This is a genomic window from Nocardia canadensis (genome assembly GCF_032656385.1).
GTDB classification, from domain to species: Bacteria; Actinomycetota; Actinomycetes; order Mycobacteriales; family Mycobacteriaceae; genus Nocardia; species Nocardia canadensis.
Genome location: NZ_JAVCWB010000001.1, coordinates 183,818 through 198,050, shown reverse-complemented (window position 1 = coordinate 198,050; position 14,233 = coordinate 183,818). Strand labels below are relative to the sequence as shown.

Sequence of the window (14,233 nt, the reverse complement as noted above, 5' to 3'; positions counted from 1 at the left end):
CCCGTCCGGGATCCGCCGCCGCTATGACTGTTCGTCCTGTCGCCGCCTCAGCTGACCGGGGCGGTTTCCTTCGATTCGTCGATCGCGTCCGGCTCGCTCTTGCGGTTGCGCAGGATCGAGGAGATGAACGCGGCGCCGATGAAGGCGACGCCGACGAGGCCGGTGATGAGCTCGTTGACGTGGACGCCGATGGAGACCAGCAGGATCGCGGCCAGGGCGCCGATCGCCCAGTGGGCGCCGTGCTCCAGGTACACGTACTCCGACAGGGTGCCCTGGCGGACCAGGTACACCGTGATCGACCGGACGAACATGGCGCCGATGAAGCCGAGGCCCAGCGCGATGATGATCGGGTCGGAGGTGATCGCGAACGCGCCGATGACGCCGTCGAAGGAGAACGACGCGTCGAGCACCTCGAGGTACAGGAACAGGAAGAACGCGGCCTTGCCCGTGGCCTTGACCAGGGTCGACGGGCCGGAGCTCTCCAGGTCCTCGGTGTGGAACATCGAGCCGAGGCCGTCGACCGCGATGTAGACGATCATGCCGAGCAGGCCGGCGACCAGCACGGTCGACCGGTCCTCCTCCTTGGCCAGGAACTCCGAGGTCAGGATCAGGCCGGTGCCGGCGACGACCACGGACAGCATGTCGAGCTTGCCCGCCTTGGCCAGGGGGCGTTCCAGCCAGCCGAGCCAGGTGATCTCACGCTCTTCGAAGATGAAGTTCAGGAACAGCAGCGCGAGGAACATGCCGCCGAACGCCGCGATCTGCGGGTGCGCGTCGGTCAGCAGGGTTTCGTAGCTGGGGCTGCCGTCGGGGAAGTAGGCGGCGTCGTCGGCCGGCGGGTTGAGGGCCAGGTCGAACGCTTCGATCGGACCGAGCCCGGCGGTGATCCACACGATGGCCAGCGGGAAGATCAGTCGCATGCCGAACACGGCGATGATGACGCCGATGGTCAGGAAGATCCGCTGCCAGAACTCGCTCATCCGTTCCAGGACGGTGGCGTTGATGACGGCGTTGTCGAACGACAGCGACACCTCGAGGATACCGAGGATCGCGCACAGTGCCAGCGCGGTCGGGCCTCCGTAGAGGAAGGCTACGACCAGCGAAATCACCGTGATGACGATGGACATGCCGAAGATGCGCGTAATCACGCGGAGGGACCTTTCTGTGTCACACGGACAGGGGGCCCGGTCAGTCGAGCCCCCTGCTCGCGATGGTGACTAGACGTTGACGCCGTAGTCGCGGGCGATACCGGCCAGGCCGGAAGCGTAGCCCTGCCCGATGGCGCGGAACTTCCACTCGGCGCCGTTGCGGTACAGCTCGCCGAAGACCATAGCGGTCTCGGTGGAGGCGTCCTCGGACAGGTCGTAGCGGGCCAGCTCGGTGCCGTTGGCCCGGTCGACGACGCGGATGTAGGCGTTGCGCACCTGGCCGAACGACTGCGAGCGGGTCTCCGCGTCGTAGATCGAGACGGGGAAGAAGATGCTCTCGATGGTCGGCGGCGTGTTGGCCAGGTCGACGTTGATGACCTCGTCGTCGCCCTCGCCCTCACCGGTGGTGTTGTCGCCGGCGTGCTCGATGGCACCCTCGGGGGACTTCAGGTTGTTGAAGAACACGAAGTGCTTGTCGGAGACGACCTTCTTGTCGGCGCCGGTCGCGATCGCGCTGGCGTCGAGGTCGAAGTCGGTGCCGGTGGTGGTGCGCACGTCCCAGCCGAGGCCGACCGCGACCGCGGTCAGGTTCGGGGCCTCTTTGGTCAGCGAGACATTGCCGCCCTTGGACAGACTGACACCCATGCGGGAATCCCTTCGGTTAGTCCGGTGTGTCGTTTCCCAGCATGTCCGAATCGCCGGGTACGGCTACGACAGTAATAGGTTTCGGGGATCTTGCGTAGGAACGAGCTGGAGCCCAGGTGAACGCGGGGAATCTCCTACCATCGGGGCAGTGCGTGGTCGGGTCGACGCGCGGTTGGCGAAAGGGGATGTGCCGATGACACCTCGCAGACGCGGCTGGTTCAGATCGGGGCCCGATCATGAGTGGATCAGTGGAGCGCGCGCCGCGGCGTCGGCCGCCTTCCTCGATATGGATCGCAGGCAGACGGCGGCGGAGGCGGGCGTGGTGGCCAGTGAGCAGGTCTTCCCGGACCGCCGCGTCGGCGCGCTCTGGGAGCCGGTGCGCGCACGGTGCTACGCCGCGGCGGGCGCGTATCTGAGCTTCACCGAGGAACTCGACGCCGCCGAGGCCACCGGCACGCCGATCGCCGACGGTCCGGCCAGGGCCGACGCCCTGGTCCGCCAGCTCAACGAGGCCGCGCGCGGGGTCGACGAGTTCTATCACGCCCGCAGCGAGCAGCTGGCGGAGGCGGCGCGGGTGCGCTCGGTGGTGCCGCAGCTGCTGGCGCAGGTGCGTGGTGAGGCCGAGCGCGCGCTCGCGGCGGCGGCGTCGTCGGGCTACGCGACCTACCCCTCGATCGAGGCCGGTGTAAGGCGGCTGAATGAGGCTCTGATCACAGCGTCCGCGACCGATCCGCAGGCGGCGGTGGCGGCCGCGCGCACGGTCGCGGCCGAGGTGCAGCAGGCGACGGCGGAATTGTCGGATGCGTTGGCGCAAGCCCCTTCTCGCGCGTCGGCGGCGGCGAACGCGATCGCTTCGGTGACGACCAGGTTGGCCGCGGTCCGCAACCGGGCCGACGCGCTCGGTCCGGCCTACTCGGCGCTGCTGCGGGAGTTCAACGCTGCGAGTTCGGCGGACTTGACCAACAATGAGCGGGAAAGCCGGCGCGGCATCGACGCCGCGGACACGGCGCTGGTGGGCGCGCGTGTCGCGGCTGCCGATCACGACCCGGAGACCGCCCTTGATTTGACCGCCACCGCGCGCCAGCACCTCGCCGAGGCCGAGCAGTTGGTCGACGCCGTCACCCGGCGCCTCGAATTGCTCCGCGGGGTGCGTGCCGACCCCGATGCGCACGCCCGCACCGTACGATTCCGGCTGCGGGACGCGCAGATGCTCGCGGTCGACCGAGGACTGGTCGGCGAGTGGGGTTCGGTGCTCGATGCGCAAGCCGAACGCCTCGACCGCATCATTTCCGGACTGACGGGTCGTCATCCAGACTATTGGGCATACGTGTCCGAACTGGATACCGTCGCGGCGTTCATCGCCGGCGTGGTCGACCGCATGAGAAAAACCGCCCGAACCGACAGCACGTAGGAACACAGACATGAGATGGCCCGGAAAATGAGGTGGGGGGAATGACCGCGGGGTACGCCGTCGCGCCGGAGATTTGCCTGCGTAAGCAGGTTCCGCTGCGCCACTTCCGGCAGTTGTGCGGGCCGAGGGCCCGTGAGCTGTTCCTGGTAGAGCCGGAGCCGATCGTCGGCGCCCACGATCGGGAACTACTGGCGACCGCGCTCGGCGCGACGCTGTATGTGCCCGCCACCCGCCCCGACCTGGCCGCCACCATCAGCCGCCGAGCCGCGCGCGGCGTCTGCTCGATGGTGATCGACCTCGAGGACGCCGTCGCCGACCACCAGGTGGAGGCCGCCAAGCAGCACGCGGTCGCGACCCTGGACCTGCTCGCGCGCAGCGAGGACCCGAACCCGATGCTGTTCGTCCGGGTGCGCGACCCGCAGACCGTGACCGAGCTGGTCGGCCTGCTCGGGCCGGGCGCCGAGGTGCTCACCGGATTCGTCTTCCCCAAGTTCGACGCCGTCACCGGGCCCGCCTATCTGGCCGCCCTCGACGACGCCCGGCGCACACTGGACCGCCCGATCTACGGCATGCCCGTGCTCGAATCGGCGAGTCTGGTGCACCGGCAGACCCGCGACGAGCAGCTCGCGCGCATCGCCGACCTGCTGGCCGAACACCGCGACCACCTGCTCGCGGTGCGCATCGGCGCCACCGACATGTGCTCGACCTTCGGCATCCGCCGCGACCGCGACCTGACGATCTACGACGTGCGCGTGGTCGCCGACGTGATCGCCGACATCGTGAACTACCTGGGCCGCGCCGACGGCACCGGTTTCATCATCACCGGGCCGGTGTGGGAATACTTCGCCGACCACGAGCGGATGTTCCGGCCGCTGCTGCGGACCGCGCCGTTCGAGGAGTCCGACGCGGTGCCGTTCCGCCAGTACCTGGTCAGCCGCGACCTCGACGGCCTGCTGCGCGAGATCACCCTGGACCGCGCCAACGGCATCCAGGGCAAGACGGTGATCCACCCGTCGCATGTGGCGGCGGTGCACGCGCTGTCGGTGGTGACGCACGAGGAGTACGCCGACGCGCTGCACATCATGGAGGCCGACGTCGGCGGCGTCGCGGCCTCGGAGTACCGCAACAAGATGAACGAGATGCGCCCGCACCGCAGTTGGGCCCGCCAGACGCTGGTCCGGGCTCGCGCGTTCGGTGTCGCCAACAAGGGAGTGTCCTTCGTGGATTTGCTGACAGCGATGATCGCCGAATGAGCGCGTTCGGCCTCGATCTCGAAACACCGTGGGCGACCGCGAATCTGGGCATCGAACTGCGGCACGGCGAGTCGTTCGCCGCGTCGGCGGCCGCGGACGCGCTGCCGGGTGAACTCTCGATCGCCGCGCTGGTCCAGCCGGGTCTGCGCCGCAATCCGCGCCGGGCGCACCTGCTGGTGTCGACCGTGCTCGGCAAGCACCTGCCCACCGACCCGCGCGTGGTGATCGGCGCGGGCAATCGGCTCGGCGACCTGGTGCGCGGGGTCCTGGGCGACCGGGAGCCCGTCGTGCTCGGATTCGCCGAGACCGCGACGGGTCTCGGTCACTGTGTGGCGGCGCGGATCGGCGCCGGGTGCTACCTGCACTCCACTCGCCGTGAGGTCGCGCGGGCCACCACGCTGACCGGGTTCGAGGAGGGGCATTCGCACGCCACCTCGCACCTGCTGCAACCCGCGCCCGCCGACATCTTCGTCAACGATCTGCCGCTGGTGCTGGTCGACGACGAGATCTCGACCGGCGACACCGCCATCGACGCCGTTCGCGCGCTGCACGCGTTCGCGCCGCGCTCGCATTACGTGCTCGCCTCCCTGGTCGACATGCGCACCGCCGCCGACCGGGCCAAGTTCGAGACGTTCGCCGCCGAACTCGGTGCCCGCATCGACACCGTGTGCCTGGCCTCGGGCCGCACCGAGCTGCCCGACGGTCTGATCGAGACGGTCACCTCGATGCCCGAACCGGAGCTCAATCCGACAGCGGCCCACCGTGGTTCGTTCGGCCGGATCGAGTTGTCCTGGCCCGCCGATGTTCCCGAGGGCGGCAGGCACGGCATCCTGAACTCCGAGGTCGCCGCCTTCGATGTCGCGCTGAAGGCCGCCACCGGCCAGGTCCAGGCTCGCCTCGCCGCCGAGTTCGCCGATCGCCCGGTGATCGTGCTCGGTCATGAGGAGCTGATGTACCTGCCGCTGCGGCTGGCCGCCGAGCTGGCCGAAGGCGGCATCCCCACCCGATTCCAAACCACCACGCGCTCACCGGCTTACGTGCTCGACGAGCCCGGCTACCCGCTGCGGCGCGGCTTCCGTTTCCACGCGCCGGAGCCCGACGCGACCGCCAAGCGCTACCTGTACAACGCGCACTGGCCAGACGGCGCGGTGGCGCCGGTGCTGCTGGTCGTCCTCGATCCGCCCGCCGATACGCCCGAACTCGTGGCGCCGGGCGGCCTGGTCGACGTGCTGACCGCCGCGGGCGCCGATGTGCTGGTCGCCGTCCTGCCGGGTGCGGACCCGCGAGCGCTGCACACGACACGAACTTCGGCAGCGCGCGCCGCGGTCCCCGCGCGGGCGCACGCGGCCGACCAGGCCGCCGAATCCGTGCGGCCCGACCCCGATGCGGCGGCCGCGCCCGATCGCCCTCGACCGCTGCACGGACCCGACTTCGGTTCCTACGCGGCCGACGAGGTGTCGTGGCTGCTCAAGGACCTCTCGGGCGTCGACTTGGAAGCCGATGTCGCCGAACGCGAACGGCGAATCCAGGCGGGCGTGGCGCACTACGCCGAATCGCTGCCGGTCGAGTACCAGCCCGATGCCGAGTACCGTGAGCTGTTCGAGCGGGTGCTCGCCGAGAGCGCCGAGCGGCTCGCACTGGCGGTGGCGACGGTCGCCGAGCTCGTGGTGGCCGAACGCGGCGAGGACATCGTGCTGGTCTCGCTGGCCAGGGCGGGCACGCCTGTCGGCGTGCTGATGCGGCGATGGCTGGCCAGTGGGGTCGGCAGGCCGAGTCTGACGGTGCCGCACTACGCGGTGTCGATCGTGCGTGACCGTGGCATCGACGCGGTGGCGCTGGATTATCTCGCCCAGCACCATGATCCGGCTTCGATCGTGTTCGTCGACGGCTGGACCGGCAAGGGTGCCATCACCAGGGAGCTCACCGCGGCGCTCGACGAATATCACGCCGCCGGTGGCGCCCGGTTCAACGACGAGCTGGTCGTGCTCGCCGATCCGGGCAACTCGGTGCGCACCTACGGCACCCGCGACGACTTCCTGATCGCCTCGGCCTGCCTGAATTCCACGGTGTCCGGACTGGTCTCGCGCACCGTCCTCAACGACACCCTGATCGGGCCCGGTGAATTCCACGGTGCGAAGTTCTATCGCGAGCTCGCCGACGTCGATGTCTCGAACCAGCTGCTCGACGCGGTGACAGGCGCCTTCGGCGCCGTCGCCGAGCAGGTGCCCGCCGCGGTCGCCGCGATCCGGGATTCCGATCGCACCCCCGACTGGTCCGGCTGGGCCTCGGTGGAGCGGGTGCGCGCCGAATATGGTGTCGCCACAGTGAATTTCGTGAAGCCGGGCGTCGGCGAGACCACCCGCGTGCTGCTGCGCCGGGTACCGTGGCGGGTGCTGGTTCGCGAAGCGGATGCTCCCGAGCACGCACACATCCGCCTGCTCGCGGCCGCGCGCAATGTCCCGGTGGAAGTGGTCCCCGACCTGGCCTACAGCTGTATGGGCCTGATCAAGGAGCTGGATCAGTGACCGCCGACGCGTTGTTCGCCACCGATCTCGATCGCACGATGATCTACTCGCGCAACGGATTCGGCGGCGCCGACGCGGTAGCGAAACTGTGTGTGGAGTACTACGAGGGCGAACCGCTGTCGTACATGACCACCACCGCCGTCACGCGGCTGGCCGAACTGGCGTCGCTGGCCCCGGTGCTCCCGACGACGACCCGCACGATCGAGCAGTTCCAGCGGATCGACCTGCCGGGCGCGCCGTGGCGCTACGCCATCACCAGCAACGGCGGCAACATCCTGGTCGACGGGCTGCCCGACCCCACCTGGCGCGCCGCGATCGACGACACGGTGCGTGCCTCCGGCGCCACCCTCGCCGAGATCGGCGCCGAATGGCGTTCCCGCATCGACGATTCCTGGGTCACCAAGTACCGCGAGGCCGACGGGCTGTTCTGCTACCTGGTGGTTCGCCCCGAGGCGGTGCCCGCCGGTTTCCTCGCCGAGTGGGACGCGTGGTGTCGCGCGCGCGGCTGGTCGGCCTCACAGCAGGGGCGCAAGATCTACACGATGCCGGACGCGGTCTGTAAGAGTCTGGCGGTCGCGGAGGTCCGCCGCCGACTGGTGGAATCCGGTGAATTGGCCGAGGGCGCTGCGTTGTTCACCGCCGGTGACGGTGCGCTGGACGCGCCGATGCTGACCGTGGCCGACGCCGCGATCCGGCCACGACACGGTGAGCTGGAGGAGCTGGGCCATTCGGCCCCGAATCTGACCGTGACCGAGAACGCGGGGATTCTCGCCGGAGTGGAGATCCTCGAGTGGTTCCACGTCGCGCTCGAGCGCTCCGCGCTGGCGGCGGACCCGGTCTGAGTCGTGAGATCCCGGGTGCCGCTGCGGCGCCCGGGATTCCCCGAACTCACGACTCGGGGAACAGGCCCTTCGCCAGCACCGGCCATGAGGTCTTGAGATCGTCCTGCCAGTAGCCCCACGAGTGGGTGCCGGTGTCGCGGTAGACGAAGGTGCCGGGGATGCCGAGCTGGTCCAGCCGCGTCTGCAGATTGTGCGAGGACACGAAGATCGCGCCCTCGATCAGCGCGCCGAGCGCGACCGTCTTGGGGGTGTCGGCGGGCTTCTCCATCCGGAACGGTCCGCCCGCCTGATCGTGGATGCCCGGGATGCCGGTGCCGGTGGAGACGAAAAGATTTGTCCCACGCAGTTTCTCGGCGTTCACCAGCGGATCGTTGGCCACCCACAGCGGCCCGCCGACCGGACCCCACATGTTCTCGGCGTCACCGCCGCCGTACATCTCCACGGTCAGCTTCACGGCCTGCTGCCCCGCCGGATCGCTGACCTGGGTGAGCCCGCTGTACACCGCGGCGCTGCGGAACAGGCCGGGCTCGGCGATCGCCAGGTTCAGCACCGGGATGCCCGACATCGACAGGCCCGCGATGGCGTTGACGCCGTTGGTGCCCAGCGCGGCGTCGATCAGTGGGGGCAGTTCTTCGGCGATGTAGGTCTGCCACTTGTTCACGCCGAGCACGGGGTCGGGCTTGATCCAGTCGGTGTAGAAGGTCCACGCGCCGCCGATGATCTGGACGACGTTGATGTCCTTGTCGGACAGGAAGCTCAGCGCGTCGGTGCGCAGCTGCCAGGAGGCGCGGTCCATGCCGCCGCCCGCGCCGTTGAGCAGGTAGAGCGCGGGCTTGGGCGCGGAGGTGTCGGCGGGGCGCTGGATGTCGACGGGGAAGGTCCGGTTCATCGCCGCGGAGTGCACGTACAGGCGCAGGTGCCGGGAGTCGGTGACCTCCATCTTCTCGATGAAGGAGCCATCGGGCGCGCTCACCTTGTCGATGCTGACGCCCGGTGCGGTGGCGGGCGCCGCCGACGCGGGGGTGCCGGTGATGATCGACGCGGTGACGGCGCACAGTGCCGCCGCCACGATCCGCCGGATGCTGCGACGCTGCACTGCGCCCACTCCTCTGATCGAGCTATCGCCGACCCGTTCTCTCGGCGGTGCCCACCGTAGCGGGCGGGCACGACCCGTCGTCAGGTTTTGGCGCGTTCTCGTTTCAGAATTGCGGGAGTGGGGTCAGTAGTGCTGCTGCTGACCCTGCAGCTGCTGGGCGATCACGCCCTGGATGCGTTGCAGACCGCCGACGGTGATGCCGCTCTGGAGCTGGCCCTCGATGGTCCTGACCAGGGCCTGATCGCTCATCACCTTCTCCGAGGACTGGATCAGCACGGTGCCGGCGCCGGTGAAGTCGAACTGGCGCTCCTCGCCCGAGTTCGCGCCCATCCTGGCCGCGCCCGCCGCCAGGAAGCTGCCGATCCAGCCCTGGTCGAAGTGGTGACTGGGGGAGGGGCAGTCGGCCCAGCCGACCAGCGCCTCGGGGTCGACCCGCAGCGGCGGCTCGGCGAACATCACCGGGCCGTTGGAGGAGGCGAGGAACTTGCCGGTGCCGATCAGGGTGAGGAACCCGGGCACGATCGACTGCTTGAGCGCCAGGCCCGGCTCGAAGGCGAGCAGGTTGGCGCCCCGGATGGTGAGGTTGCCGTCCTCGAGATCGTAGGAATTGATGTCGTAGCCGCGGTCGCCGATGATCAGCTTGCCGTGGCCCTCGGCCACCACGTAGTCACCGGCGAACAGCGGCGCCGAGAACTGGCTGCTCACCATGTGCATGAGGTTGCCCTGCAGGCCGTGGGTGAGCATCTGGAACTGGATCTGGCCGTAGTAGGCGATCATCGCGCCCTTGCGCATGAACCACGGGCCGGTCAGGTCGATGCAGTAGGCGTAGCTGTTGCCCGGGATGTTGTCGCTGGCACCGAGAGTCATCGGGGAATGGATCTGGCTCATCGGCTCACAACTTCTCTTCGGAGGCCTGCACGAAAACGACACCCTGGCCGTGGCAATGCAGCTGCATCGCCTCACCGGCGCCGCGACCGACCGCGTCGCGCCAGCTCATCGCCGACTTCAGCTCGGTCTGCACGTTGCCGTAGGCCGCGACGAAGGCCTGCGGATCGACGATCACCGGATTCGGCCCGCCCACCTGCAGTTCCAGGAAACCGCCGTGCGCGAGCAGCACCGCGGCGCCCTGGCCGCCGAGCTGGGTGGTGAACATGCCCTGGCCGGTCACGACACCCGCCGCGGCGCCGCGCAGCGCGCCCATCAGGCCACCGCCGCCGCCTCCGCCGCCGCCACCGGAGCTGGCCACCGAGACCACCGAGGACTGCAGCCCCGCGGTGTTGGCCAGCAGGCGAGAGGCCTCCACGCGCAGCACCGCGCCCGGCTGCATCTGCACCACGTGCACCTCGAGCCCGGCGAAACCGTAATGGACGGTGCCGTTTCCGCGCGCCAGCATGGTGCGCTCGTGCTCGCCCGCCATCATCGCGCCGGCCATCCGCATCAGGCCGCCGCCACCCATGCCGGGTCCGGCGCCGGGGATCTGGTGCGGCGCGAACGCGACCTGGCCCTGGTAGAACAGCATCGCGCCGGTCCGGGCGACCACGCCGCCCGCCTGCCCGACATCGACCTTGACGACCTTGCTGTTGACTTTCTCGAACATTTCCGTCGCCTACCGTTCCGCCGGCTGGATCAGCACGACACCCTGGCCGTCCCACCGCAGCGAGAAGGCCTCACCCGCGTCCTGGCCGACCATGGTGCGCCAGGAGACATCGGTGACGAAGGACTGGTTGAGGTTGCCGCGGGCCGCGACGAACGCGTCCGGGTCCACGATCAGCGGGTACTGCGGCGAGACTTCCAGATGGATCAGCGGACCGCCGGCCGACAGCAGCGCCACCTGGCCCTGCCCGCTGACGGTGGTGGTGAACAGGCCGCTGCCCGCCGACATCCCGCCGACCCCGGCGAAGCGCACATCGGTGCGCAGATTGCCCGCGAAGGCGAGCAACTGCTGCGACTCGACCTGCAGGGTGTCGTTGTCGAGATCGACCACGGTGACGTTCTGGCCGTTCACCGCGAAGAAGACGCGGCCGTTGCCGGTGCATTCCATCAGCGACAGCTTCTCGCCGGTGGCGCGGCGCTTGAGGCCCGACAGCACGCCCTCGCCGCCGCCGAATCCGGCCGATTTGAACTGCACATTGCCTTCGTAGGCGACCATCGAGCCGGAGATCGCGCGGATACTCGTCCCCGCGAGGTGGGCCTCGATCACCTTCTTCGATTGTTCGAACAGCTGCGCCATGACGGCCCTGGAGTCCCCTCTGGACAGGCGGGTGGAATGCCCGATACGTACTGCGTGGACACCCTAACCGATCGATCGGCCGCGCGCCGTGGCTGCGGAGCGCGGACGCTCGTCGCCGCTTTCTCGTAGAGTGGCAGACGACCGCACCGACAAGCGAAGGGTCGAACTTGTCTGCAACACTCGCCAAGGGCCAGAACGGTCCACTGGCCGTCAGTGACGTGGTGATCTCGCTCCAGCTCACGGCACCGGCCGATCTGTCCGCGCTGCTCGTGACCGAGCAGGGCAAGGTCCGCACGGATGCCGACTTCGTCTTCTACAACCAGCCGAGTGGACCTGGCGTCGATCTGCGCCCCGGTCCGGCGGGTCAGGCGGCCTCCCTTGCGGTTTCGCTGCCCGCGGTGCCCGCCGACATCGACCAGATCCGCGCCGTCATCACCCTCGACGACGCCAACAGCAACTTCGGCCGGTTCGCCCCGCCCACCGCGATCGTCTCCGACGCCGCCGGTAACCAGCTGTTCGAGTACCGGATCGACGGGCTCGACGCCGAGTCGATCGTGATCGCGCTGGAGCTGTACCGCCGTCAGGGCGGCTGGAAGGTCCGCGCCGTCGGCCAGGGCTACGCCGGGGGCTTCGCCGCGCTGGTCACCGATCACGGTGTGCAGGTGGATGATTCGCCCGCGCCCGCCGCCGCGCCGCAGCAGGCCGTCCCGCAGCAGGCCCCGCCGCCGCCCGCCTACCCCGCGCAGGCCGCGCCGAGCTACCCGCCGCAGCAGGCCCCCGTCTACGCGCCACCCGGTGGTGGCTACCCGCCCCCGCCCGGCCCGGCGCAGCAGCCGCCCGGCGCGGGATACCCGCCGCCGGCCGGCCCCGGCCCCGGTTACCCGCCGCCGGCGCAGGCCGCGCCGCCGCAGCCCGCCGGTGAGATCAGCCTGAGCAAGGATCGCCCGGTCAGCCTGCAGAAGGGGCAGCGCGTCACGCTCCGCAAGGACGGCGGCGCCGCGCTCACCTTCGTCAAGATGGGCCTGGGCTGGGACCCGGTGCGCACCCGCGGCATGTTCGGCAACCGCACCGTCGACATCGACCTCGACGCCTCGGTGTGCCTGTTCGCCGACAACAACCTCGTCGACGTCGCCTACTACGGCCAGCTGTCGTCCAAGGACGGTTCGGTCCGCCACCAGGGTGACAACCTCACCGGTGAGGGCGAAGGCGACGACGAGATGATCCTGGTCGACCTCACCCGGATCCCCGCGCACATCTCCACGCTGCTGTTCATCGTCACCTCGTACAAGGGCCACACCTTCGAGCAGGTGCAGAACGCTTTCTGCCGCTTGATCGATGGCGCCAACAACGGCGAGCTGGCCCGCTACACCCTCGCGGGTGGCATGCCGTTCACGGCGATGGCGATGGCCAAGGTGTACCGGGTCGGCGCCGACTGGAAGATGCAGGCGCTGGGCGAGGGCTTCCAGGCCAAGCATCCCGGCGAGGCCGTGCCCCAGCTGGGCCGGTTCCTCGGCAGCGACTAAGGCAGGACGACACAGAGCAGGCATGACGACGTGATTCACCTGAAGGCGGGCCAGAACACCGCACTGTCCGCCGGCATCGTGCGCTTCACCGCACAGACCGCCGGTACCGTCGAACTCGGCGCGCTGGTGGTGGACGAGAATCTGCGGGTGCGCGACGAGCACGATCATGTGTGCGCGTCGCGGCCCGCGGCTCCCGGCGTCACCTTCGCCGGTGGCGCGGTGGACATCGCACTGGCGCAGGTCAGGTCGGACGCGAACGCCGTGCTGCTCTACGTCACCGCCGGGCACGTGCTCGGCGACGTCACCGCGACGCTGGCCGAGAACGGCTCGCCCACCGCGGAATTCATGGTCGCGCCGACCGCGGGGGAGAGCGCGCTGATCTGCCTCGAGGTGTACCGGCGCGGTGGCGGCTGGAAGCTGCGCGCACTGGGACAGGGCTACGACGGCGGCGCGGCGCAGCTGCTGCCCGCGCACGGCGTGCCCGCCCCGGCGACACCGCGAGCGACCGCGCCGACCGAGACGGTCGAGCGGCCCGCCACCACCGCGGCGCCCGGCGTTCCGCTGGAGGTCGATCACGGCCTGCAGCGGATGTGGATGATCTTCGAGGACGCGGCCCGCTCGGCGGCCGCCCTGCTCTCGGCCCGCGACTACGCCGCGAATCGGCTGGATCAGGAACTGTCCGAAGCGGTGTCGAATCCGGCCACTCGCAACACCCCGGCGGCCGACGCCGCGCGCGCCGCCGCGCAGCGCCGCCACGACGAGCTGGTCGGCGTCGCCGACGGCAACCATCGGCGCGACAGCGACCAGCTCGGTCGCGAGATCGCCGAGGCCGACGCGGTGATGCCGGCCGCGCTGGCGTCCTGGCTGGCCCCGGCCTGGACCACGAAAGCCGTACGCAGCGACGGCATCCGGCTCGGCGAGCTGTACGCCCTCGATCGCGGTGCGCTGCGCGTGCCGTATTGCGTTCCGGTGCCGCTGAATCGGCCGCTGTGGGTCGACACCGAGTCCAGCGCCGCCGCGTCCCGGGTGGTCGGCGCCCTGGTGGCCCGGCTGGTCGCGGCGCTGCCGGACAAGCCGACCCGCGTCGACCTGATCGATCTCTCCGGCGGTCTGCGCGGGCTCGCCGCCCCGCTCACGCCGCTGCTCGCCGGGCCGGTGATCGCCGATCACGCCGATATCCCCGCGCGTCTCGGTGAACTCGCGCACGCGGCCGAGCTGGCCGACATCGCCTACAACAGTGGGCAAGCCGTGCCGCCCGCCGAGCACCGGATTCTCGTCGCGGCCGACTTCCCGCACGGTTACCAGGCCGCCGACGTGGTGCGCCTAGGTCAGCTGATGGTGCGCGGCGACCTGATCGGGCTGTCGCTGGTGATCGTCGGCAGCGGCGGCATCGACTTCGGTGACGGACCGCTGTCGCTGCTGTCGCAGTCGTGCAGGCACCTGCCCACGGTCCCCGGCACCCCGCTGTTCGATCCGTGGACCGGCAACGCCTGGGAACTCGACCTCGACATGCTCCCGGCCGAACCCGAGCTCCAGGCCCGCTACCTGCGGATGTAGCCG

General features: G+C 69.9%; 12 protein-coding genes. 6 read left to right on the top strand and 6 right to left on the bottom strand.

From position 1 onward, the window contains the following. Positions 1 to 47: 47 nt before the first annotated feature. Together Q7X29_RS00895 and Q7X29_RS00890 are read right to left on the bottom strand one after the other, a co-directional pair. On the bottom strand, positions 48 to 1,148 hold the full coding sequence (locus Q7X29_RS00895) for a DUF475 domain-containing protein (protein ID WP_316573043.1): 1,101 nt from the start codon (positions 1,146 to 1,148) through the stop codon (positions 48 to 50). 69 nt (positions 1,149 to 1,217) lie between these two features. Further along, positions 1,218 to 1,793, bottom strand: coding sequence for a TerD family protein (locus Q7X29_RS00890; RefSeq protein WP_019049996.1), 576 nt, complete (start codon positions 1,791 to 1,793; stop codon positions 1,218 to 1,220). 286 nt (positions 1,794 to 2,079) lie between these two features. On the opposite strand from Q7X29_RS00890, the gene Q7X29_RS00885 reads away from it, so the two are divergent. Genes Q7X29_RS00885 through Q7X29_RS00870 form a run of 4 tightly spaced genes read left to right on the top strand, consistent with a single transcriptional unit; the run spans position 2,080 to position 7,824 of the window. Further along, positions 2,080 to 3,204 carry a hypothetical protein gene (locus Q7X29_RS00885; protein WP_316573233.1) on the top strand — a complete coding sequence of 375 codons (1,125 nt, stop codon included), beginning with the start codon at positions 2,080 to 2,082 and terminating at the stop codon, positions 3,202 to 3,204. A gap of 41 nt (positions 3,205 to 3,245) precedes the next feature. Then, positions 3,246 to 4,457, top strand: coding sequence for an HpcH/HpaI aldolase/citrate lyase family protein (locus Q7X29_RS00880; protein WP_218718407.1), 1,212 nt, complete (start codon positions 3,246 to 3,248; stop codon positions 4,455 to 4,457). After that, positions 4,454 to 6,982 carry a phosphoribosyltransferase gene (locus Q7X29_RS00875; protein ID WP_316573042.1) on the top strand — a complete coding sequence of 843 codons (2,529 nt, stop codon included), beginning with the start codon at positions 4,454 to 4,456 and terminating at the stop codon, positions 6,980 to 6,982. Before Q7X29_RS00880 ends, Q7X29_RS00875 begins: the two co-directional genes overlap by 4 nt. A 38-nt stretch (positions 6,983 to 7,020) precedes the next feature. Beyond that, the gene (locus tag Q7X29_RS00870) at positions 7,021 to 7,824 is read left to right on the top strand and encodes an HAD family hydrolase (RefSeq protein WP_316573232.1); all 804 of its coding nucleotides are present in this window, start codon (positions 7,021 to 7,023) and stop codon (positions 7,822 to 7,824) included. A gap of 46 nt (positions 7,825 to 7,870) precedes the next feature. On the opposite strand, the gene Q7X29_RS00865 is transcribed toward Q7X29_RS00870, so the two are convergent. From Q7X29_RS00865 to Q7X29_RS00850, 4 genes are all read right to left on the bottom strand, one after another. Continuing rightward, a complete protein-coding gene (locus Q7X29_RS00865) occupies positions 7,871 to 8,920 on the bottom strand; it encodes an alpha/beta hydrolase (protein ID WP_218718409.1) in 1,050 nt (349 codons plus the stop codon). A gap of 123 nt (positions 8,921 to 9,043) precedes the next feature. Further along, positions 9,044 to 9,808 carry an AIM24 family protein gene (locus Q7X29_RS00860; RefSeq protein ID WP_218718410.1) on the bottom strand — a complete coding sequence of 255 codons (765 nt, stop codon included), beginning with the start codon at positions 9,806 to 9,808 and terminating at the stop codon, positions 9,044 to 9,046. A 4-nt stretch (positions 9,809 to 9,812) separates the two neighbouring features. Next, entirely contained in the window at positions 9,813 to 10,517 is a 705-nt protein-coding gene (locus Q7X29_RS00855) for an AIM24 family protein (protein ID WP_218718411.1), read from the bottom strand. Positions 10,518 to 10,526: 9 nt separating this feature from the next. After that, positions 10,527 to 11,150: an AIM24 family protein gene (locus tag Q7X29_RS00850; RefSeq protein ID WP_218718412.1), complete on the bottom strand. Its 624-nt coding sequence runs from the start codon at positions 11,148 to 11,150 to the stop codon at positions 10,527 to 10,529. Positions 11,151 to 11,317: 167 nt separating this feature from the next. On the opposite strand from Q7X29_RS00850, the gene Q7X29_RS00845 reads away from it, so the two are divergent. Together Q7X29_RS00845 and Q7X29_RS00840 are read left to right on the top strand one after the other, a co-directional pair. Further along, on the top strand, positions 11,318 to 12,673 hold the full coding sequence (locus tag Q7X29_RS00845; RefSeq protein WP_316573041.1) for a TerD family protein: 1,356 nt from the start codon (positions 11,318 to 11,320) through the stop codon (positions 12,671 to 12,673). Between the two features lie 30 nt (positions 12,674 to 12,703). After that, the gene (locus Q7X29_RS00840; RefSeq protein ID WP_316573040.1) at positions 12,704 to 14,230 is read left to right on the top strand and encodes a TerD family protein; all 1,527 of its coding nucleotides are present in this window, start codon (positions 12,704 to 12,706) and stop codon (positions 14,228 to 14,230) included. Positions 14,231 to 14,233: the final 3 nt, after the last annotated feature.